The sequence below is a fragment of the Kitasatospora sp. NBC_00070 genome (assembly GCF_045041205.1).
In the GTDB taxonomy this organism is placed as follows: Bacteria; Actinomycetota; Actinomycetes; order Streptomycetales; family Streptomycetaceae; genus Kitasatospora.
The window spans coordinates 881513-902900 of sequence record NZ_CP108247.1 but is presented as its reverse complement, the minus strand read 5'-3'; the positions used below and the strand labels follow the sequence as shown (position 1 = coordinate 902900).

At 74.7% G+C, this 21388-nt stretch carries 22 protein-coding genes; 11 read left to right on the top strand and 11 right to left on the bottom strand.

The features are described from left to right. Entirely contained in the window at positions 1-888 is an 888-nt protein-coding gene (locus OHV05_RS04140; RefSeq protein WP_405016387.1) for a LysR family transcriptional regulator, read from the bottom strand. Between the two features lie 99 nt (positions 889-987). Between OHV05_RS04140 and OHV05_RS04135 the strand changes: the two genes are divergently transcribed. Further along, positions 988-1362 (top strand): YybH family protein, encoded by a 375-nt coding sequence (locus tag OHV05_RS04135; protein ID WP_405016386.1) that lies wholly within the window; start codon positions 988-990, stop codon positions 1360-1362. A 65-nt stretch (positions 1363-1427) separates the two neighbouring features. Beyond that, complete coding sequence (locus OHV05_RS04130) at positions 1428-1952, top strand: gamma carbonic anhydrase family protein (protein WP_405016385.1); 525 nt, start codon at positions 1428-1430, stop codon at positions 1950-1952. Here the strand turns inward: OHV05_RS04130 and OHV05_RS04125 are convergent. Together OHV05_RS04125 and OHV05_RS04120 are read right to left on the bottom strand one after the other, a co-directional pair. Next, positions 1949-2773, bottom strand: coding sequence for an ABC transporter permease subunit (locus OHV05_RS04125; RefSeq protein WP_405016384.1), 825 nt, complete (start codon positions 2771-2773; stop codon positions 1949-1951). The genes OHV05_RS04130 and OHV05_RS04125 overlap by 4 nt on opposite strands. Beyond that, positions 2770-3690 (bottom strand): ATP-binding cassette domain-containing protein, encoded by a 921-nt coding sequence (locus OHV05_RS04120; protein ID WP_405016383.1) that lies wholly within the window; start codon positions 3688-3690, stop codon positions 2770-2772. Before OHV05_RS04120 ends, OHV05_RS04125 begins: the two co-directional genes overlap by 4 nt. Before the next feature lie 131 nt (positions 3691-3821). On the opposite strand from OHV05_RS04120, the gene OHV05_RS04115 reads away from it, so the two are divergent. Both OHV05_RS04115 and OHV05_RS04110 read left to right on the top strand, forming a co-directional pair. Beyond that, a complete protein-coding gene (locus OHV05_RS04115) occupies positions 3822-4982 on the top strand; it encodes a sensor histidine kinase (protein ID WP_405016382.1) in 1161 nt (386 codons plus the stop codon). Further along, a complete protein-coding gene (locus OHV05_RS04110) occupies positions 4979-5641 on the top strand; it encodes a response regulator (RefSeq protein ID WP_405016381.1) in 663 nt (220 codons plus the stop codon). Before OHV05_RS04115 ends, OHV05_RS04110 begins: the two co-directional genes overlap by 4 nt. A 7-nt stretch (positions 5642-5648) precedes the next feature. Here the strand turns inward: OHV05_RS04110 and OHV05_RS04105 are convergent, their stop codons facing one another. The 4 genes from OHV05_RS04105 to OHV05_RS04090 form a co-directional block, all read right to left on the bottom strand. Then, positions 5649-6506 (bottom strand): biotin-dependent carboxyltransferase family protein, encoded by an 858-nt coding sequence (locus OHV05_RS04105; RefSeq protein ID WP_405016380.1) that lies wholly within the window; start codon positions 6504-6506, stop codon positions 5649-5651. Then, positions 6503-7138 carry an allophanate hydrolase subunit 1 gene (locus OHV05_RS04100; RefSeq protein ID WP_405016379.1) on the bottom strand — a complete coding sequence of 212 codons (636 nt, stop codon included), beginning with the start codon at positions 7136-7138 and terminating at the stop codon, positions 6503-6505. Before OHV05_RS04100 ends, OHV05_RS04105 begins: the two co-directional genes overlap by 4 nt. Further along, a complete protein-coding gene (locus OHV05_RS04095) occupies positions 7138-7914 on the bottom strand; it encodes a LamB/YcsF family protein (protein WP_405016378.1) in 777 nt (258 codons plus the stop codon). The genes OHV05_RS04100 and OHV05_RS04095 overlap by 1 nt, the downstream gene beginning before the upstream one ends. Positions 7915-8105: 191 nt before the next feature. Further along, positions 8106-8645, bottom strand: a complete 540-nt coding sequence (locus OHV05_RS04090) for a hypothetical protein (protein ID WP_405016377.1) — start codon at positions 8643-8645, stop codon at positions 8106-8108. A gap of 162 nt (positions 8646-8807) precedes the next feature. Between OHV05_RS04090 and OHV05_RS04085 the strand changes: the two genes are divergently transcribed. The 4 genes from OHV05_RS04085 (at position 8808) to OHV05_RS04070 (ending at position 16282) form a co-directional block, all read left to right on the top strand. After that, a complete protein-coding gene (locus OHV05_RS04085; protein ID WP_405016376.1) occupies positions 8808-10343 on the top strand; it encodes a hypothetical protein in 1536 nt (511 codons plus the stop codon). A 219-nt stretch (positions 10344-10562) separates the two neighbouring features. After that, positions 10563-11438: a hypothetical protein gene (locus OHV05_RS04080; protein WP_405016375.1), complete on the top strand. Its 876-nt coding sequence runs from the start codon at positions 10563-10565 to the stop codon at positions 11436-11438. A gap of 52 nt (positions 11439-11490) precedes the next feature. Next, on the top strand, positions 11491-16041 hold the full coding sequence (locus OHV05_RS04075; protein WP_405016374.1) for a hypothetical protein: 4551 nt from the start codon (positions 11491-11493) through the stop codon (positions 16039-16041). 61 nt (positions 16042-16102) lie between these two features. Then, entirely contained in the window at positions 16103-16282 is a 180-nt protein-coding gene (locus OHV05_RS04070; protein WP_405016373.1) for a hypothetical protein, read from the top strand. 12 nt (positions 16283-16294) lie between these two features. On the opposite strand, the gene OHV05_RS04065 is transcribed toward OHV05_RS04070, so the two are convergent. After that, positions 16295-16627, bottom strand: a complete 333-nt coding sequence (locus OHV05_RS04065; protein WP_405016372.1) for an ArsR/SmtB family transcription factor — start codon at positions 16625-16627, stop codon at positions 16295-16297. Between the two features lie 92 nt (positions 16628-16719). Here OHV05_RS04065 and OHV05_RS04060 point away from each other — a divergent pair, with 92 nt between their 5' ends. Beyond that, a complete protein-coding gene (locus OHV05_RS04060) occupies positions 16720-17814 on the top strand; it encodes an NADH:flavin oxidoreductase/NADH oxidase (protein ID WP_405016371.1) in 1095 nt (364 codons plus the stop codon). On the opposite strand, the gene OHV05_RS04055 is transcribed toward OHV05_RS04060, so the two are convergent. Continuing rightward, the gene (locus OHV05_RS04055) at positions 17790-18137 is read right to left on the bottom strand and encodes a hypothetical protein (protein WP_405016370.1); all 348 of its coding nucleotides are present in this window, start codon (positions 18135-18137) and stop codon (positions 17790-17792) included. The two genes, OHV05_RS04060 and OHV05_RS04055, sit on opposite strands and share 25 nt — an antisense overlap. A gap of 73 nt (positions 18138-18210) precedes the next feature. Continuing rightward, positions 18211-18906 carry a FadR/GntR family transcriptional regulator gene (locus OHV05_RS04050; RefSeq protein ID WP_405016369.1) on the bottom strand — a complete coding sequence of 232 codons (696 nt, stop codon included), beginning with the start codon at positions 18904-18906 and terminating at the stop codon, positions 18211-18213. A 111-nt stretch (positions 18907-19017) separates the two neighbouring features. On the opposite strand from OHV05_RS04050, the gene OHV05_RS04045 reads away from it, so the two are divergent. Then, a complete protein-coding gene (locus OHV05_RS04045; protein ID WP_405016368.1) occupies positions 19018-19584 on the top strand; it encodes a gluconokinase in 567 nt (188 codons plus the stop codon). Further along, positions 19581-20960, top strand: coding sequence for a GntP family permease (locus tag OHV05_RS04040; RefSeq protein WP_405016367.1), 1380 nt, complete (start codon positions 19581-19583; stop codon positions 20958-20960). Before OHV05_RS04045 ends, OHV05_RS04040 begins: the two co-directional genes overlap by 4 nt. On the opposite strand, the gene OHV05_RS04035 is transcribed toward OHV05_RS04040, so the two are convergent. Then, a complete protein-coding gene (locus tag OHV05_RS04035; protein ID WP_405016366.1) occupies positions 20957-21352 on the bottom strand; it encodes a hypothetical protein in 396 nt (131 codons plus the stop codon). The genes OHV05_RS04040 and OHV05_RS04035 overlap by 4 nt on opposite strands. Positions 21353-21388: the final 36 nt, after the last annotated feature.

Here is a 21388-nt window from a genome sequence, read left to right as displayed (position 1 = left end):
TCACCCGTCCCCGCCGCCGAACGCCCGGCGGCCGTGCGTCAGCAGCTCCCGGAGTGCGGGGTTGCGGGTGTCCCGCCAGACCAGGGCGAGCAGGGCGGGCATGTCGACGTCGTCGATGCCGACCGGGGTGAGCCGGTCGCGGTAGTGCGCGGCCATCGAGGCGCTGAGCACCGCGACGCCGAGCCCCCGGGCGGCCAGGTCGGCGATCGCGTCCGCCGCACTGGCCTGCAGCGCGATCCGGGGCTCGACGCCCTGTCCGGCGCAGGCCCGGTCGAGCACCGCGCGCAGACCGGTGCCGGGCGGCATGCAGATCAGCGGGTGGGCGAGCAGCTGCCGGAGCGTCACGCCGCTGCGGCCGGCCAGCGGGTGATCCGGCGGGACGGCGGCGACCAGCCGTTCGCTGATCACGGTGAACGCCTCGAGCCCGGCGGGGGTGGTGGCCGCGGCGCCGATCAGGGCCAGGTCGAGGGCGCCGGAGTGCACCCCCGCCACCAGCCGGTCCGAGCCGTCCTCCAGGAGCGAGAGCTCGACCCCGGGGTGCGCGCGGTGGAAGCCGGCCAGTGCCTCGAACAGCGGGGCGACGGTGCAGCCGACCACCATGCCGACGGTCAGCCGGCCCCGGATCAGGTCGGTCACCTCGCCGACCGCCTGCCCCACCGCCCCGGCGGCGGCCAGCGCGGCCCGGGCGTGTTCGAGCGCGGCCTTGCCCGCGACGGTCAGCGTGGCGGTGCGGGTGGACCGGTCGAACAGCTCGGCGCCCAGCTCGCGTTCGAGCTGCCGGATCTGCGCGCTGACGCCGGACTGGCTGATGTGCACCCGCTCGGCGGCCCGGGTGAAGTTCCGCTCCTCGGCGACCGCGACGAAGTACTCCAGCTGTCTCAGTTCCATGACCCAGGATTCTAGTTCCGATCCGAACCAGCTGTTGGACTTGTCGAACGGGCCGGGCCAAGCTGGAGACCTACCAGCACGGGACACCCGGAGGAAGCCATGACGGACTACCAGGCGTACGAGAAGGCCATGCGACCCGAGGACCTCACCCGGTTCTTCGTCGAGCGCTCCAACGCGGGTGACGCGGCCGGGGTGGCGGCGCTGTACGAGGAGGACGCGGTGATGGCGTACCCGCCCGGCAGCCTGACGGTGGGTCGGGAGGCGATCCGCGAGCTGTGGGCCGGAGTGCTGGCCCACCGGCCCACGTTCGAGCCGGAGCCGCCGCTGCCCACCCTGGTCAGCGACGGCATCGCGCTGACCTCCACCCCGCCCGCTGACGGGACGGGCGCCCGCGCCCAGGTGGTCCGGCGACAGCCCGACGGCAGCTGGCTCCGGCTGCTGGACCAGCCCGAGTTCGCGGCCCCCACCGCCTGAGCACCGGTCAACTGCCTTGGTACGGTGACCGGGAACCCCACCCGGACGAACCGACGGAGAGACCCATGGCAGAGCCCCTGATCGCGGCGGTCGCCGGCCGGACGCCGAAGGTCGACCCGACCGCGTTCGTCGCCGCCAACGCGGTGGTGGTCGGGTCGGTCACCCTCGGCCCCGGCGCGAGCGTCTGGTACGGGGCCGTACTGCGGGGCGACGCCGAGTCGATCACGGTCGGCGCGGACACCAACATCCAGGACAACTGCACGGTGCACGCCGACCCGGACTTCCCGGCGGTGCTCGGCGAGCGGATCTCGGTCGGCCACAACGCGGTGCTGCACGGCTGCACGGTGGAGGACGACGTCCTGGTCGGGATGAGCGCCACGGTGCTGAACGGCGCCCGGATCGGCGCCGGTTCGCTGGTGGCGGCCGGCGCCGTGGTGCCGCAGGGCATGCAGGTGCCGCCCGGCTCGCTGGTGGCGGGGGTGCCCGCCAAGGTGAAGCGCGAGCTCACCGAGGAGGAGCGCGCCGGGATCAAGCTCAACGGCCAGGGCTACCTGCTGCTCGCCCGGGCCCACGCCACCGAGCTCGGCTAGACGTCGCGGCGCCGGATCACCAGCAGCGCCGCGCCGAGCGTGACCAGCGGCCAGAGCACGAACACCGCCCAGGACTCCGGGACACCGGCGATCCGGATCGGGTCGTCGGGGAACTGGCCCCAGGTCTGCACCAGTCGGCGCCAGGCGCTGACCACCATCAGGTGGTTGACGTCGGCGGACCACTGCCTGGACGGTGTGAACAGCATCGGCAGGACCAGCAGGCAGAAGCAGGTGCCGAGGACGGCCGCCGCACCGTGCCGGACCAGCGCTCCGAGGCCCAGGCCGGTCAGCGCGCAGACCGGGGCCACCAGGGCGCAGGCCGCCATCGCCCGGAGCACCCCGGGGTGGGTGATCGGCACCCCGGCGTCCGATCCGCTCAGGATCGCCTGCGAGAGCAGGAACGCGGCCAGCGAGACGACCGCCCCGAGCCCGGCCCAGACGGCGCCGAGCAGCACCGCCTTGGCCAGCAGCACCGAGCGGCGGGCCGGGACGGCCACCGTGGTGGTGCGGATCAGCCCGCTGCCGTACTCGGCGACGACGGTGACCGCGCCGATGCCGCCGGCCACCAGCATCAGCGTGAGGTACCCGGCGGGCGGGAAGGCGTCGAAGCGCAGGAAGCCCTGGTAGCTCCGGGACTCCGGGGCGGTGCCCGCCAGGTTCTGACGGTCCGCCAGCGCGGCGGTCACCGCCGAACCGAGGATGAACAGGCTGGTCAGGGCGAGCGTCCACCAGGTGGAGCGGAGCGAGCGCATCTTGATCCACTCGGCGGCGACCAGATCGCCGAAGCGGGCGACGGACGGGGCGGGGGCGAGCGTGCTCATCGGGTGCGTCCTGCCTGGTGGTCGATCCGGTCGGCGGTCAGTTCCATGAACGCCTCCTCCAAGGAGGCGGTCCTGGTGGTCAGTTCGTGCAGGGTGATCCGGTGCTCCAGGGCGAGCGCCCCGATCCGGGCGGCCGGCAGGCCGGTCACCGCGAGCCGCTCGGCCCCGGCCGAGCCCTCCGGTTCCACCGAGGCGCCCGCCACGGTGAGCACGGCGGTCAGTTCGGCGGCCTGCGGGGTGCCCACCAGGACGCTGAGCCGGGCACTGCGGGCGGCGAAGGCGGTGACCGGCTCGGCGGCGATCAACCGGCCCTGACCGATCACCACCAGGTCGTCGGCGGTCTGCTCCATCTCCGTCATCAGGTGGCTGGAGAGGAAGACCGTCCGGCCCTCGGCGGCCATCCGGCGGAACAGCCGGCGGGCCCAGAGCACGCCCTCGGGGTCCATCCCGTTGACCGGCTCGTCGAACATCAGCACCGGCGGGTCGCCGAGCAGCGCGGCCGCGATGCCGAGCCGCTGCTTCATGCCGAGCGAGAACCCGCCGATCCGCCGCCGGCCCACCTCGGCCAGGCCGACCTCCGCGAGCACCTCGTCCACCCGCCGCAGCGGGATGCCGTTGCTGCGGGCCAGGGCGGACAGGTGAGCGGTGGCGCTGCGCCCGCCGTGCACCTGGCCCGCGTCGAGCAGCGCGCCGACGTGGTGCAGCCCGCGCCGGTGCCGCCCGAACGGGACGCCGCCGACCGTGGCGGTGCCGCCGGTGGGGGCGTCCAGGCCGAGGATCATCCGCAGCGTGGTGGACTTGCCGGCCCCGTTGGGCCCGAGGAAGCCGGTGACCCGGCCGGGCCGGACGGCGAAGGAGAGCTGGTGCACGGCCGTCTTGCGGCCGTAGGTCTTGGTGAGTTCGTTGACTTCGATCACGGGAGCAACACTGCCGTCGAGCCCCCGGAGCGGGCATCGGCCCGGAGGCGGCAACCGTCCGGGCAGGTCGGCCCGGGGGCGTACGCCCGGGGGCCGATGCCCGCTCCGGGGCCGGTGGATAGTGTCGCGGGATGACGACGACGAGGCCGATGGCCTGGGGCGGGGCCCTGCTGTACCCCCTGGTACTGCTGCTGTTGGTGGGCGGTGCGCTCCGCTCCCCGAACCTGTACGGGCTGGGTGCCCTGCTCGCGGGCGGCCTGCTGATCGGGGTGCTGCGCCGGTCGCCGGTGTGGGCGCTGGTGCTGACCCTGCTGGGTGCGGTCTCGATGGTGGCGGCGGGCGGTCCGGGGGAGAGCCCGGGCCGGCTCCTGCCGTTCCTGGCGGCCGACCTGGTCCTGGGCTTCATCGTCGCGGGCCGGTCCCGGCGGGTCTCGGTCCCCGCCGCCGTGCTGTCCGCCCTGGTGCAGGCCGTCACCGCGTTCGCCTTCATGTCCGGGCCGGACCGCCAGGTCGCCGTCGCGATGATCTCGGTGCTGCTGCTCGGGACCTGCTGCCTGGGTGGTCTGCTGTTCCGGGAGCGTCGGGAGCACGCGGTGCAGCTGCGCTCGCAGGAGGTGGCCGAGGCGGTGACCGCCGAACGCCTGCGGATCGCCCGGGAGTTGCACGACATGGTGGCGCACAGCATCGGGATCATCGCGATCCAGGCCGGGGTCGGCAGCCGGGTGATCGAGACCCAGCCCAGCGAGGCCAGGCAGGCGCTGCAGGCGATCGAGGCCACCAGCCGGGAGACCCTGGCGGGGCTGCGCCGCACCCTGGTGGCGCTCCGTCAGGCCGACCCGGGGACCGGGGCTCCGCTCGGGCCGGCGCCGGGTCTGGCCGACCTCGACCAGCTGGTGGCGGCGACCGCCGACGCGGGGGTCGGGATCGACCTCCGCCGGTCCGGTGACCGGCGTCAACTCCCGGTCGACCTGGAGCTTTCGGCCTACCGTATCGTGCAGGAGGCGGTGACCAACGTGGTCCGCCACGCGGGCACCGGGCACTGCCGGGTGACCGTCGACTACGGGGCGGGGGAGCTGTCGGTGGAGGTGCTCGACGAAGGGCGCGGAAGGCCTGGGTCGGACGTCGGGGGAGCGGGCTTCGGGATCACCGGCATGCGCGAGCGGGTCAGCCTGCTGCACGGCCGGTTCAGCGCCGGGCCGCGCCCCGAGGGCGGTTTCCGGGTGACGGCCCGGCTGCCGCTGCCCGAACCGGTCGGGCCCGAGTCGGCCGTGGCCGGGGCGGAGACCCGATGAGCATCCGGGTGCTGCTCATCGACGACCAGCCGCTGGTCCGCTCCGGCCTTCGGGTGATCATGGCCGACCATCCCGACCTGGAGGTGGTCGGCGAGGCCGGCACCGGCACCGAGGCGGTCCGGCTGGCCCAGGAGCTGGGCCCCGACGTGGTGCTGATGGACATTCGGATGCCGGGGATGGACGGGATCGAGGCCACCCGCCGGATCGTCTCGGCCGGTGGCGCCACCCGGGTCCTGATGCTGACCACCTTCGACGAGGACGACCACGTCTACGGCGCGCTGCGGGCCGGTGCGAGCGGGTTCGTGGTGAAGGACATGGCGGTGGACGACATCCTCGGCGCGATCCGGGTGGTCGCCGCCGGGGACGCGCTGATCGCCCCGGCGGTCACCCGCCGGCTGATCGCCGACTTCCTGGACCACCCCGGGCCCGGCACCGCGCGCGCCCCGCAGCCGGTCGAGGGCGTCACCGAGCGCGAACGGGAGGTGCTCGCGCTGGTCGGCCGGGGCCTGTCGAACACCGAGATCGCCGAGGAGCTGTTCATCTCGGTGGCCACCGCCAAGTCCCACGTGGCCCGGCTGTTCAGCAAGCTGGGTGCCCGGGACCGGGTCCACCTGGTCATCGCCGCCTACGAGGCGGGCCTGGTCGGACCGTCCCGGTGAGCCGGCGTCAGCGGTCCAGCGGGACGAACCGGACCGGGGTGCCGGGCCCGGCCTGGGCGGCGGCGGGCAGGTCGCCGGGCGGTACGACGCCGATCACCGGGTAGCCGCCGGTGGTCGGATGGTCGGCCAGGAAGACCACCGGCCGTCCGTCCGGCGGGACTTGGACGGCGCCGAGCACCATGCCCTCGCTGGCGAGTTCGCCGGTCCGGGCGCGGGGGAGCGCCGGGCCCTCGGTGCGCAGCGCGATCCGGTTGCTCGCCCCGGCCACCCGGTAGCGGGAGCGGGCCAGCAGCGGGCGGGCCGCCGGGGCGAACCAGTCCAGGTGCGGGCCCGGGTGCAGCCGGAGCACCAACTCGCCCGGGGGCGCGGGCAGCGGGACCAGCTCCGCCGGGGCGCCCCGGCCGGGCGGGCCGACCGGCAGCAGCCGACCGGCCGTCAGCGGGGCGGGCCCGAGGCCGGAGAGCAGGTCGGCGGAGCGGCTGCCCAGCACCGGCGGTACGGCCAGGCCGCCCGCCACCGCGAGATAGCTCCGGACCCCGTGGGTGGCCGGGCCGAGGTCGAGCACCGAGCCGTCCGGGACCAGGACCGGCGCGCCCCAGGCGACCGGGCGCCCGTCCAGCCGGACCGGCGCCGGTGCGCCCGTCACGGCGACCAGCCGGGGGCCGACCGCCCGTAGCGCCACGCCACCGAGCGTGGTCTCCAGCGCCGCCGTCCCGTCCGGGTTGCCGGCCAGCCGGTTGGCCGCCCGCAGCGCGGGTTCGTCCAGCGCCCCGGCCCGGGGCACGCCGAGGTGGGCGACCCCGCGCCGTCCCAGGTCCTGAACGGTCGTCAGCGGCCCCGGCCGGACCACCAGCAGCCCGCTCACCCGGCCGCCACCGCAGCCGGGGCCACCGGTACGAACCGCACCCGGACCCCCGGCGCGAGCAGCGCGGCCGGGGTCCGGTCGGTGTCCCAGAGCCGGACCCCGGTCCGGCCGAGCAGCTGCCAGCCGCCGGGCGAGGAGCGCGGGTAGACCCCGGTGTACGGCCCGGCCAGCGCGACCGAACCGGCCGGGACGGAGCTGCGCGGGGTGGCCCGGCGGGGCACCTGATGGTCGTCGGGCAGCCCGGTCAGATAACCGAAGCCGGGGGCGAAGCCGCAGAACGCCACCCGGTACTCGACCGAGCTGTGCAGCCGGACGGCCGCCTCCTCGGAGCAGCCCCAGCGCCCGGCCACCTCGGCCAGGTCCGCGCCGTCGTAGACGGTGGGCAGTTCGACCAGCGGGCCGTCGGCGGGCGGGTGCGGCGGCAGCTCCCAGCCGGCCAGCCGCTGCCGGGTCAGGACCGGGTCGGCCAGGCCGTCGAGCAGGACGGTCCGGGCGGCGGGCACGATCTCGGTGATCGCCGGGAGCTCGTCCCGCCGGGCCAGCAGGGCGGCGTACAGCGCGGCGACGCCCTCCCCGTCGGGCGCCCGCACCAGCAGGGCGTCGGCGCCGACCCGACGGAACGTCAGCTCCATCAGACGAAAGCCTCGACCCGTACGCCGGCGGAGGCCAGCGCTCCCCGGACCCGCCAGGCCAGTTGGGCCGCGCCCGGGGTGTCGCCGTGCACGCAGAGCGAGCGGGCCTCGACCGCGACCGGTTCGCCGCCGACGGCGGTGACCAGGCCGTCCCGGGCGATGCCGACCGCGCGGGCGATCACCGACTCGGGGTCGTGCACCACCGCGTCCGGGTCCCGGCGGGGCACCAGGGTGCCCGCCCAGGTGTAGGCGCGGTCGGCGAACGCCTCGGCGACCACCGGGAGTCCGACCCCCTCGGCCACCGCGAGCAGCCGGGAGCCCGGCAGGCCGAGCACCGGCAGCGGTCCGTCGCAGACCGCGCCGGCCCGGAGCACGCCCGCGACCACGGCCTCGGCCTGCTCGGAGTCGGTGACCACCTTGTTGTAGAGGGCACCGTGCGGTTTGACGTAGGAGACCCGGGAGCCGGCCGCGCGGGCGAAGACCTGGAGGGCGCCGATCTGGTACGCGATCTCGTCGGCCAGCTCTTCGGACGGCACGTCCATCGGCCGGCGGCCGAAACCCGCCAGGTCGCGGTAGGAGACCTGGGCGCCGATCCGGACGCCGCGTTCGGCGGCCAGCGCGCAGACCCGGCGCATGGTGGACGGGTCGCCGGCGTGGAAGCCGCAGGCCACGTTGGCGCTGGTGACCACGGAGAGCAGGGCCTCGTCGTCGGTCAGGGTCCAGCGTCCGAACCCCTCACCGAGGTCCGCATTGAGGTCGATCACCGATTCGGTCACGCCAACGCCCGCCTCCCGCTCCCGACATCCGTCGGGGGTGATCGTAGGGCCTGCGCGCGGGCGCGTGTGCACGTGACCCGAGCCCGGAGCGCGCACCGGATGGTGCGCGCTCCCTCACATGGCGGAACGTTTCCTCCCCCGAGGAACGTCCCCGATCATCGGCCCGGCCGACCGGCGGGGCCGACGGCCGGTCAGGCCGCCAGCACCGGTGCCTGGCGCAGGGCCGCCGCCCGCTCCAGCTGCCGGATGCCGCGCAGCACGATCAGCAGTGGGATCACCCCGAAGACGCCGAACGACATGTCGATGAATCGCCAAGCCAGCGGTATCCCGCGCAGCGGCCCGCAGATCAGCGCCAGCGGGATGATCGCGGCGCAGGCGGTCATCGCCCACTGGACCACCCAGACGTTGCGGACCGGGTCCCGGTAGGGCCCCCAGAAGCCGACCGCGATCACCAGGTGCGCGAAGGCCAGCCAGTCGGTGCCGTAGGCGAGGAAGGGGTAGCGGACGTTGGTGTCGGCCACCCCGTCCCGGACCCGCTCGGCCCAGGCGGCGGCCGCCGGGAAGTGCTCGGCGAGCGGCGATCCGCCGACCAGGTCGACCAGCCAGCGGGTCTCGGTCTCCAGCGGAAAGGCCGTCAGCCCACTGAGCACCAGGCAGACGATGAAGATCCCGATCCACCGCCGGACCCGGCGCAGGGTGGCGGCCTCGGTGGCCTTCTGAACCTCGGTCATGTCGCAGAACCCCCATACGGGTAGAACGGGTCGGGTTCACTGCCCCGACCTGCGCAGAGCTGACTCTAGAGGGATAATTGAACATGTTCAACTCGCCTCGGAAACGGGGACAACCGGGGTCGTTTCGGACTCTGTCGGGGTGAACCTCTAACCTTGACCACCGTGACCGCCATCGCAGACCGACCCACCGGGCAGCCGCTCCGCCCGCCCGCCCCCGGCACCGCCCGGCCCGCCCCGGGCCCGGCCGCCGACGAGGGGCTGGCCCGTCGGCTCAAGGCGCTGGCCTGCACCGCTCCGCTGCACGACCTGGAGAGCCGGAAGGTCAACCTGGCCGGCGAGTACAGCTCGTACGCGATGGCCGAGATCGGGCTCGCCGTGATCGACCTGGTCACCCTCAACATGGACTTCGACACCGGCGCCGACCGGGACATAGTGCTCGGCCGCCTGCACCCCAGGGTCGCCGCGCAGAACCCGGGCCGTCCGGCCGCCGAGCACGAGCGGGTGGCCCGCTGGGTGCTGGAGTCGCTGATCAACGTCGGCAGCGTCGACCGCGGCTTCCGGGCCGTCTACGGCACCTTCGGCTCCGACGGCTCCTACGTCCGCCGGGACTACGACTTCAAGCTGATCGAGGAGGTCCCAGGACCGGACGGCGGGGTCTACCTGCGCACCACCGACGAGGCGGTCAACGTCCTGGTCGGCGCCCTCGACACGGACGTGACGTCCGCTCAGATCGCCGCCGAGGTGAAGCTCGAGGTGCTGATCAGCCGGGGCCGGCTGGCCGACGCCCAGCTCGCCGCCGAGCAGGCCCGCTACCGCACCGTCCAGTACGCCGAGACGCTGCGCCGCGCCCTGGACGCCACCCGGCGCAACGTCCGCGCGGTGGACTGGATGCAGGCCGTCCCCGACCTGATCGACGAGGCGCTCGACCACATCGCCGACCGCTACCGGCACGAGAACGCGATCCTCACCAACATCCGCAAGGCCCGCGACGAGTCCGAGGACGCCGAGCAGAAGCGCCGGGCCGCCGAGCTGGTCGACATCGTCAAGGACTGCATCCGCCGCCACACCCAGCTGCAGACCCGCCTGCTGGAGGCCGGCCCGCTGTTCCGCGCCGAGCAGGACCGGCAGGCGTTCGCCGCCCCGACCGCCCGCAGCGGCATCGACCTGTACGGGCAGCTGCTCGCCCCGCTGCTGGAGCTGCCGGTCGATCAGGCCATCCGGCCCACCGACGCGTTCTTCGCCCGGGGCATCGGGCTGCGCACCCCGGTCTCGGTCCGGGTCGCCGACCTGGTCGAGCTGCTGCTCACCCCGCCGGTCGAGCGTGAGCACCTCGGTGCCGAGCTCCCCGACCCCGACCTGGTCGCCACGCCCGACGACAGCCGCTTCACCGAGGCCCAGCTGGAGTCCGCCCTCGAACTGCTCGACCTCCCCCCGGACGCCCCCCGCCGGCTCTCCGGCCTGCTCGCCGAAGCCCGCGAGCGGGACACCGAGCTGCCGTACCTGGTCGCGCTGCTCGCCGTGCACGCGGCCAGCCCGCCGGTCGGGACGGCGTACCGTCAGGGCGAGGAGCGACTGCTCTTCGCCGTCGACGACGGCACCCGGCTGGACGACTGGGAGTTCGGCGGGGCGGACCTGATCGTGGGCAGCGCCCTGCTCGACGCGGTCGGCATGGCGGCGGACCGCAAGGACGCGAGCTGATATGCGTGTCGGGTCATACCAACAGGGGCGCGGGGCTCTGACATGTGCGGCTCCGCCGCGTGGGCGCGAAACGGGAGGCAACGCGCCCCGCACGTTCCCCCGGAGAGCCAGTTGCACCGTCCCGCCGTTGCGGAGTGGTCACCTGGGAGCCTTCCGCCCCGCGCAGTTCCCCGCGCCCCTGCCTTGGCATCACCGATCCTGCAAAGAGGAGCCGAACTCGTGAGCACCGACACGTGGGAGCCCGAGGCCGAGCCACAGCCGCAGCCCACCACCACGGCGATCACCCCCGCCGACGTGGCGGACGCCGCCCGGCTGGTCTCGTTCGGCCTGCAGGCCAAGCTGCTCCCGGCCCGGGACGCGGAGTACGCCGAGCTGATCCGCCGTCACCGCGAGGACCCGGCGTTCGCCCGGCTGGCCGACGCGGTGGCGACCGGCATGGGCCTGGTGGTGCTGGAGGTCTCCCCCCGGGCGGGCATGGCGGTGGCCGCCGACGAGGACTCGGTGTTCGCGGTCCGGATGGGCGACTACTCGCGTCGGGCCGCCGGTGAGACCACCGACCGCTTCCTGCACGGGCTGGCCCACCTCGCGGTGGCCGCGATGGCGTTCCCCCGCCCCGAGGACCTGGCCGACGACGGCTACCTGGGCCGGATCACGGTGAACGGCATCGACGCCTTCGTCCGGCAGGCCTGCCGCCGGCTGGAGGAGCGCGCCGAGGAGGCGGGCACCAACACCGACCCGACCAGCGACGCCCCCGGTCTGGAGGCGGCCTGGCGGGTCTGGGCCCGCCGCTCCGCCACCGGTGCCACCAAGGACGCGCGCCGGCTGTCAGGCTCGACCATCGGCATCGTCTCCAAGGCGGTGCTCTTCCTGGTCGACTCCGGCTTCCTGCAGAAGACCTCGGACGACGCCGGCGGCACCTACCGCACCACCGCCCGCTACCAGCTCCAGGTACGCGACCTGGCGGGCAGCGCGGCGATGGCCGAGCTGCTCGACCTGGGCGTGGTCCCGGTCAGCGACGGCACCGCCACCCTGCTGCCCGCCGACCACAGCGAGGACCTGGTCGCCGACGCGGGCCTGCCCTTCCACTCCCTCTGACCGCCGTCCCACCCTTGCTCTGATCCACCGTCAAGCTGGAGAACCGCCGCACATGTACGAGCTCAACCGGGTCCGCCTGTACTCGATCGGACCGGCCGGTGCACGCTATGCCGACACGGTGCTCGACCTGCGCGGAGTCGGTGAGCCGGTGGCCGAGCCCCGGCCGCAGCAGATCGGCCTGTTCGGCGAGGAGCCGGAGGGCCCGCAGCGCCGCCCGGCCCCGGCCGGGGTGCTGTTCCTGGAGAACGGCGGCGGCAAGTCGGTCCTGCTCAAGCTGATCTTCTCGGTGATGCTGCCCGGCCACCGCAACACCCTGGGCGGCGCCAGCTCCGGCGTGCTGCGCAAGTTCCTGCTCGCCGACGACTGCGGCCACGTCGCGCTGGAGTGGCAGCACACCGTCACCGGCGAGCTGATCGTGGTCGGCAAGGTCAGCGAGTGGAGGGGGCGTCAGGTCTCCTCGGACCCGCGCAAGTTCGCCGAGACCTGGTACTCGTTCCGCCCCGGTGACGGCCTCACCCTGGACGCGCTGCCGGTGGCCGAGCGGATCAGCCTGACCGGTGACCAGAAGGTCCGCGGCCGCCGCCGCACCATGAAGGGCTTCCGGGACGCGCTGACCGAGGCCGGCAAGGCGTACCCCGGTCTGGAGCTGGTCTTCGAGGACGGCCACGACCGGTGGAACGAGCACCTCGCCGACCTCGGTCTGGACCCGGAACTCTTCCGCTACCAGCGCGAGATGAACGCCGACGAGGGCGAGGCGGCCGGCCTCTTCGCGGTCAAGCACGACGCCGACTTCACCGACCTGCTGCTGCGCGCCGTCACCGACACCCGGGACACCGACGGCCTGGCCGACCTGGTGCACGGCTTCGCCGCCAAGCTCGGCCGCCGGTCCGAGCTGACCGCCGAGCGGGAGTTCACCGCGGGCTCGGTCGACCTGCTCCAGCGGATCGTGGACGCCACCACGGCGCGCGAGTCGGTCCGCGAGCTGCACCGCACCACCGAGCGCCGCACCCGGCGGCTCGCGCACGCGCTGGCCGCCCGGGGCGGCGCCGAGCGCGAGCGGGCGCACGACCTGGCGATCGAGGTGGCGGCCGCCGCGGGCGCCGTCACCGCCGCCGAGGCGGACCGCACCCGGCACTCGCTGATCACCGCCGAGCTGACCTACCGTCACGCCACCCTCGGCCTGGCCGCCGCCACCACCGAGGCCGCCGCGCTGCGCCGCGAGCTGACCGAGGCCCGCACCCTGCACGCCGCCTGGCAGGCCGCCGAGGCGGTGCTGCGGCACCGCGCGGCCGCCGACCGGGTGGCCCGGGTCGCGGTCGCGATCCGGGAGGCCGAGCTGGACGCCGCCCCCGCGCTGGCCGCCCGGGCCCGGGCGGCCGGGGCACTGGCCCGCGCGCTGGAGAGCGCCGCCGGGGCCGCCGAGCTGAGGGCGGATCAGGAGGAGGCGCGGGCCGAGGAGCTGCAGTCCGACGGCGCCGCCGCGCAGGCCGAGGCGACCGCCGCCGCGACCGCCGCGCAGAAGGCCCGCTCCGAGGCGGGCCACCTCGGTCAGCGGCTGGCCGAGGTCGAGCAGGAGACCAGGGCCGCCGTCGAGGCGGGCTGGATCGACGCCGGCACCGACGAGCCGGACCCGGCCCGGGCCGCCCTGCACGCCGCCGACGCGGAGCAGGCCGCCACCGCCGCGCTGGAGCAGTCCAGGGCCGCCGCCGAGCTGGCCGCCGCCCGGGCCAGGGAGACCGGCGCCGCCGAGGCCCGCGCCGAGCTGGCCGCCGCCCGCGCCAGCGACGCGTACCAGAACGCCCACCGCGCGCTCTCCGCCGAGCAGCGCACCGCCGCCGCGCTGGCCGCCGAGCCCCGGCTCGCCGAGCTGCTCGCCCTGACGCCGTACCAGGACCAGGACGAGGACCGGGAGGGGCAGCTCACCCCCGTCCTGCTGGACGCCAACGCCGAGGAGCTGCGCGAGCAGCTGGACGCCGCCGTCACCAGCGCCGAGCGCACCCTCTTCGACCTGCGCACCGCCGCCGCCGACGACTCCCGGATCCTGGCCGCGCTCGGCGACGGCGGCCTGCTGCCGCCCGGCCCTGACGTGCTGGCCACGGTCGAGTTCCTCGGTGAGCACGGCATCCCCGCGCTGCCCGGCTGGCGCTACCTGGCCCAGTCGGTCGACCCGGCCGACCACGAGGCGATCCTGGCCGCCCGGCCGGAGCTGGTCGACGGCGTGGTGGTGACGGACCCTCAGTCCCTCGACCGGGCCCGCGAAGCGCTCCAGGCCGCCGCCCTGCTGCCGCGGTCCACCGTCGCGGTCGGCACCGCCGCCGCGCTGATCGCGCCGATCGGGGCCGAGCCGCCGTTCTTCCTGGTGCCGCCGAACCCCGCGATGCACAACGAGGGCGCGGCCGACGACGAACGCCGCCAGCTGCGCACCCGGGCCACCGCCCGGGAGGAGCACATCCGCGAGCTGGCCGCCCGGCTCGGCGGCGACCGCGCGCTGAACGCCCGGCTGGCCTCCTGGCACCAGCAGTGCCCGCCCGGCACGCTGGCCGAGCTGACCGAGGCCACCCGGGACGCCGCCGCCCGGGCCGAGACCGCCGCCGCCGAGCTGGCCACCCTGCGGGCCGAGCACACCGAGGCCGAGGCCGACCAGCTGGCCGCCGCCGGTGCCCACGAGGAGCGCCGGGAGGCCGCCCAGCGCACCCGCCGCCGGGCCGACGCCCTGGCGGGCCTGGCCTTCCGGCTGCGCGAGCGCGGCAACTGGACCCGCCGGCAGCGCGAGCTGACCGAGGACGCCACCGAGTGCGACCGCCGCCAGGCCGTCTGCGCCGAGCGGGCCCGCACCTGCGACGAGGACCGCCGGGCCGCCCAGCGGGCCGCCGACGACGCCCGCCGGACGGCCCGTACGCTGCGGGCGGAGCGCTCCGAGCTGTCCGCCGTCGCCGAGGCCGAGGAGCCCGCCGAGGCCCCGGCCTCGCTGCCCGCGCTGCGCGAGGCGTACCGGGCCGCCGCCCAGCTGTACGAGAAGGTCGGGGTCGGCGCCGACCTGCGCGCCGAGCAGGCCAGGGCCGAGGGCGACGAGGCCGCCTCCGCCACCGAGCTGGACCGGCTCACCAACAAGGTCCGGCTGCGCGCCGAGGAGCTGCTGGCCAGCCCGGACGGCGCCGACGGCCCGGCCCGGCAGGCCGCCGCGGCCCGGGCCGAGGAGCTGGTGGCCACCATCGAGGCCCGCGCCGCGACCGCCTCCGAGCAGCTCGGCCGACTGCGCGGCGAGGCCGAGCGGTCCGCCCCCGCCAGCGGGGAGGAGCACACCGCGCTGCCCGAGGACCTGGTCCCGGCCGACCCCGAGCACGCCCAGCTGCTGCTGCGCACCGCCACCTCCCGGCTCGCCGAGCGGCGCGAGCTGGTGGACAACGCCCGGACCGCGCACGCCGACCTGCAGCGCACCCTGGACACCGCGCAGAGCGCCGCCGCCGACTTCGACGAGAGCGCCGCCCAGCTCCGCGACGGACTGCGCGACCACCACCCGGAGGAGCACGAGCAGCCCGCCGAGCCCTACCTCGGCTCGCTCGCCGAGGCCCGGAGCACCGCCGCGGACTCCCGCCGCACCCTGCGGACCGCCTCCACCGAGCTGACCGCCGCCGAACTCGCCGTCCGGGACGCCTCCGACGCCCTGGTCCGGCACGCCAACGCGGCCCGGTACGAGGCCGTCCGGACCCCGGCCCGGCAGCAGATCCGCGAGCTGCCGGCCGCCGCCCTGCCCGACCACGCCGCCGCCTGGGCCACCGCCTTCGCGCCCCGACTCCGGGTCCTCACCGACGAGTTGGCCCAGCTGGAGCGCAACCGGGGCTCGATCGTGGACCGGCTGCGCGGCCTGGTGGAGAGCTCGCTCGCCACCCTGCGGGCGGCCCAGCGGCTGTCCCGGCTGCCCGAGGGCCTGGGGGAGTGGTCCGGCCAGGAGTTCCTCCGGATCCGCTTCGAGGACCCGGACCACGCGCTGCTGGTCGAACGGCTCGGCGAGGTGATCGACGAGGCCACCCGGTCCGCCGTGAAGAAGAACTCCGACCTGCGCCGTGACGGCATGTCACTGCTGCTGCGCGGGGTGGCCGCCGCGATCGGCCCGAAGGGCGTCTCGGTGGAGATCCTCAAGCCCGATGCGGTGCTGCGGGCCGAGCGGGTGAGCGTCGGTCAGATGTCGGACGTGTTCTCCGGCGGTCAGCTGCTCACCGCCGCGATCGCGCTGTACTGCACGATGGCGGCCCTGCGGGCCAACGACCGGGGCCAGTCCCAGCTGCGGCACGCGGGGACGCTGTTCCTGGACAACCCGATCGGCCGCGCCAACGCGACCTACCTGCTGGAGCTCCAGCGGGCGGTGGCCGACGCGCTCGGGGTCCAGCTGATCTACACCACCGGGCTGTTCGACACCACGGCGCTGGCCGAGTTCCCGCTGGTGATCCGGTTGCGCAACGACGCCGACCTGCGGGCCGGCCTGAAGTACATCTCGGTCGAGGAACACCTGCGCCCCGGCCTGCCCGCCCCGCAGGACCCGGACGGTCCGGCCATCCACGGGGAGATCACCGCCACCCGGATGTTCAAGCGCCCGGTCGACTGAGTCCCTCCACCCCCGGGTGTCCCGGCCTGGACACCCGGGCGTTCGGTGCGATGCTTGACGTGTGTTCGAGGAAGAGCTCCGTGAGCAGCTGGACCAGGCCCGCCGCGCGGTGGCCGAGGCCCGCGAGGCGGGCGACGAGGACGGCGTCGAGGCGTACCAGGGCCGGGTCGCCGCCCTGATCAGGATCGCCGCCCACCACGGCATCGCCCTCCCGCACACCGCGGAGGAGGAGGGCGACTGACCGTGCCGTCGGTCAGTCCTTCCGGCCGTCCTCCGCGAGGTGCGCGCCGAGGATCCCGGCCAGCAGGCCGGGGAAGAGCGTCTCAAGGTCGGCCGTGCGCAGGTGGCTCATCCGGTGTGTGCCGCGTCGGCACTGGCGGATCACGCCGGCCTCGCGGAGCACCTTGAAGTGGTGCGTGCTGGTCGACTTGGTCACCGGCAGGTCGAACGCCTGGCAGGCCAGTTCGCCCTGGTCCTGGGCGAGTTCGGCGGCGATCCGGAGCCGGATCGGGTCGGCGAGGGCGTGCAGCACCGCCGTGAGCCTGATCTCGGTCAGGGCGGGTTCGGGGAGCTGGGTGTCGGCCACGGGGCAATAGTACGAGAACTATCGTAGTTTGACAGCTGCCGTACTACGAGAGCTATCGTACAAGCACCTGCCGCCCCACCGAGGAGTCGACCGTGAGCGCCCTGTTCGAGCCCCTGACCCTCCGCTCGCTGACCGTGCCCAACCGGATCTGGCTGGCGCCCATGTGCATGTACTCGGCCGCCCCGGAGGGCCCCGAGACCGGGGTGGCGACCGACTTCCACCTCGCCCACCTGGGGGCCAGGGCGGCCGGCGGGGCCGGTCTGGTGATGACCGAGGCCACCGCGGTGAGCCCCGAGGGCCGGATCTCCCCCTGGGACCTCGGGTTGTGGAACGACCGGCAGCAGCAGGGGCTGGCCCGGATCGCCGAGCTGGTGAAGTCGCACGGCGCCGTCCCGGCGATCCAGCTCGCTCATGCGGGCCGCAAGGCGGCCACCGACCGGCCGTGGCTGGGCGGGAAGCCGCTGTCGATCGGGGCGGGCGGCTGGCAGCCGGTCGGTGCCTCCCCGGTGCCGTTCAGCGCGGAGCACCAGGTGCCGGACGAGCTGACGGTCGAGGAGATCCGGGACGTGGTTCGGGCGTTCGCCGAGGCGGCCGAGCGGGCGCTGGCGGCCGGGTTCCAGGCGGTGGAGATCCACGGGGCGCACGGCTACCTGATCCACTCCTTCCTGTCGCCGCACTCCAACCACCGCACCGACGCGTACGGGGGCGACTTCGCCGGGCGCAGCCGGTTCGCGCTGGAGGTGGTCGAGGCGGTCCGCGCGGTGTGGCCGTCCGAGCTGCCGGTGCTCTACCGCACCTCCGCCACCGACTGGCTCGAGGGCGTGCCGAGTTGGACGGTGGAGGACACCGTCCGGCTGGCCAAGGAGCTGCACGCGGCCGGGGTGGACCTGCTGGACGCCTCCTCGGCCGGGATCGACCCGGCCGCGAAGATCGAGACCGGCCCCGGCTTCCAGGTGCCGTTCGCGGCCCGGATCCGGGCCGAGTCCGGGCTGCCCACCGGGGCGGTCGGGCTGATCACCGAGCCCGCCCAGGCCGAGCGGTTCGTGGCGAGCGGCCAGGCCGACGTGGTCTCGCTGGGCCGTGAGCTGCTGCGCGACGCGTACTGGCCGCAGCGCGCGGCGGCCGAGCTCGGCGCCGAGCCGCGCTGGCCGGTCCAGTACGGCTACACCCTGCGCAAGCGCGCCTGATCCACCGTCCGGGCGGCGTCGGGGCTCCGGCCCCGGCGCCGCTCACGGCTGCCCGTCATCGGGTCGGAGGAGTTCGGCCCGCGCCGCTCCTGGGCGGCGATCTGACGCGAGATCAGGATCTCCAGCAGGCCCCAGGCGGTGCCGAACACTCCGAGCGCGGTGGCCATCAGCGCGGGGGTGAGCAGCCAACTGCGCGCGTACGAGGCCAGGGTGGCCACGATCAGGCTGATCAGCGTGCAGGAGAAGAACATCCAGGCCCGCACGGCGGCGGCCCGCACCTCGTCCGGCAGGCGACGGCGACGGCGGGCGGCAGGCATCGGCATCCCCCAGGGCGTACGTGAGCAGAGCGTCCGTACCCAGCCTGCCCGTTCCGTGCCCGGCCATTCCGGGTGACGGTCAGCCGAGCGTCGCGTCGAGCTCCGCGAGTGCTCCCTGCACGATGGTACGCATCGCCTGCTCGGCCTCCTCGGGCCGGTGGGTGCAGATGGCGTCGGCCACCTCGCGGTGCAACTTCACCGCGTACGGCTCGGGTTGATGCGGCATCAGCTGGTGCTCGGTGCGGCCGGTGAGGACGGCGCCGACGGTGTCGCCGAGGTGGGCGAACATCTCGTTGCCGGAGGCGCGCAGGATGGTGGCGTGGAAGGCGATGTCGTGCCGCAGGAAGGTGGCCAGGTCGGCGGCGCGGGCGGTGACCGTCAGTTCGACGGCCAGGGCGCCGAGTTCGCGGCGCTGGTCGTCGGTGGCGTGCACGGCGGCCAGCGCGGCGGCGGCCGGCTCGACCGCGACCCGGAGCGAGCCGAGCGAGCGGAGCTGGGCGGGGCGGTCGGCGCCGGCCAGCCGCCAGCGGATCACCAGGGGGTCGAAGACGTCCCAGTCGGTCTTGGGCTGGATGGTGATGCCGACCCGGCGGCGGGAGGCCACCATCCGCATCGACTCCAGGATCCGGACCGCCTCGCGGACCACCGTCCGGGAGACCCCGTACTTCGCCTCCAGCTCCTCGCCGCGCAGCACCGCACCCTCCGGGATCTCACCGGAGGCGATGGCCGGACCGAGGTCCGCGAGCAGTCGTCCTGGCAAGCCCTGGATCTCCATCGGGTCAGGATATCCGGGCCACATATGTATGACGATTCGGTTTCATCCGCTTGAATAAGTCATACCTTTGCGGCACTGTCGATCGTGACCAGCCAGAACAGGAGCACCGCCATGGGTCTCAGCGTCGAGAACCAGCCGCCCACCCTCGTGGTGATGGGCGTCTCGGGCGTCGGCAAGACCACCGTCGCCCGGCTGCTGGCCGAGCGGCTCGACCTCCCGTACGCGGAGGCCGACGACTTCCACCCACTCGCCAACATCGCCAAGATGGCGGCCGGCACCCCGCTCGACGACCTGGATCGGCAGCCGTGGCTGCACGCGCTGGCCGACTGGCTCGGCGGCCAGGTCGCCCACGGCGCCGGGGGAGTGGTGGCCTGTTCGGCCCTCAAGCGCCGCTACCGGGACCTCCTGCGCAGCCAGGCCCCGGCCACCCGGTTCCTGCACCTGACCGGGGATCAGGCCCTGATCCGGGCCCGGCTGGCCGAGCGCAGCGGGCACTTCATGCCCGCCTCGCTGCTCGACTCCCAGTTCGCCGCGCTCGAACCGCTCCAGCCCGACGAGCCCGGCGCCGCGATGGACGTGACCCACAGCCCGTCCGAGCTGGCCCGTCGGGCGGCCCTGCTGTTCGCCCCCCGGTACGCCCCCGCCCACCCGCGCCCCGTCAACGGAGACTTCGCGTGACCACCCTGCTCGCGGCCGGTACCCCGGCCCTGCCCCACACCGACAGCGACGGCGTCCTGCTGCTCGCGGTCCTGCTCAGCATCGGCGTCATCGTGCTGCTGATCACCCGCCTCAAGCTGCATCCGTTCCTCGCCCTGACCCTGGGCTCCGGGGTGCTGGCCGCCGTCGCGGGCGCGCCGTTCGACAAGCTGCTGAGCAGCTTCGCCACCGGCTTCGGCTCGACCGTCAGCAGCGTCGGTCTGCTGATCGGCCTGGGCGCGATGCTCGGCAAGCTGCTGGCGGACTCCGGCGGCGCCGACATCGTCGCCGACACCGTGCTGCGCCGCTCCGGCAAGCGGATGCTGCCCTGGTCGATGGCGCTGATCGCCGCCGTGCTCGGGCTGCCGCTGTTCTTCGAGGTCGGCGTGGTGCTGCTGATCCCGATCGTGCTGCTGGTCGCCCGGCGCGGGAACGTCCCGGTGATGCGCCTCGGCATCCCCGCGCTGGCCGGACTCTCCGTCCTGCACGGCCTGGTGCCCCCGCACCCCGGCCCGCTGGTCGCCGTCGACGCGCTGAAGGCCGACCTCGGCGTCACCCTGGCGCTCGGCCTGCTGATCGCGGTCCCCACCCTGATCGTCGCGGGCCCGCTGTTCGCCCGGCTGGCCGAACGCTGGGTCGGCCCGCTGACGCTGCCGCCCGAGACCGAGCGCCCCGAGCGCGGCGAGCACACCCCGAGCTTCGCGGCCGTGCTGACCACCATCCTGCTGCCGGTGGTCCTGATGCTCGGCAAGGCCCTCGCCGACGTGGTCATCGACGATCCGAAGGACGGCGTCCAGCGGGTGACCGACTTCATCGGTTCGCCGCTGATCGCCCTGCTCGCCGCCACCCTGCTGGCGATGTTCACCCTCGGCCGCGCGGCCGGCTTCACCAAGGCCCGGATCTCCACCACCATGGAGAAGTCGCTCGCCCCGATCGCCGGCATCGTCTTCATCGTCGGCGCCGGCGGCGGCTTCAAGCAGACCCTGATCGACGTCGGCGTCGGCAACGCGGTCAGCGAGTGGTCCGCCCGGTGGCACATCTCCGCCCTGCTGCTCGGCTGGCTGATCGCCGTCCTGATCCGGCTGGCCACCGGCTCCGCCACGGTCGCCACCATCACGGCGGCCGGTATCGTGGCCCCGCTCGCCGCCGACCTCTCCACCACCCACGCGGCCCTGCTGGTGCTCGCGATCGGTGCAGGGTCGGTGTTCTTCTCACACGTCAACGACGCGGGCTTCTGGCTGGTCAAGGAGTACTTCGGGATGACGGTCGGTCAGACCCTGAAGTCCTGGTCGGTGATGGAGACGGTCATCTCGGTCACCGCGATCGCCCTGATCCTGCCGCTCAGTCTGATCATCTAGCCCTGCTGCCAGCCGGGGTCCCAGGTGCGCGGCCGTCCGCGCGGGGGTCTGGCGAGGGGCGGGGCGGTGTCCGCCTCGGCGACGCTGCCCAGCCGGACGCGCCGTTCCAGCCGGTTCGCCACGAACCTGCCGAGCGGCGCGTCCGGCCATTTGCGCCAGCTGTGCGGCCGTACCCCCGCCAGCCGCTCCGCCACCGCCGTCGCGCGCTCCGGTTCGACGGCGCCGCGCAGGACGGCGAGCCCGGCGCTCGGGCGGCGCCGGTTCGCACTGTTCACCGCGCGCTTGTTCAGCCTGATGTTCTTCCGGGAGCTCTTGTCGTTCTCGCCGTACCAGTTCCGACGGTCCTTCAGATAGCTGAGCCGTTTCTTCTCCTGCGGCGTTCGACGGACCACGAGAACCGCCCCCTCTCCCACGCCGATGCTAGGCAT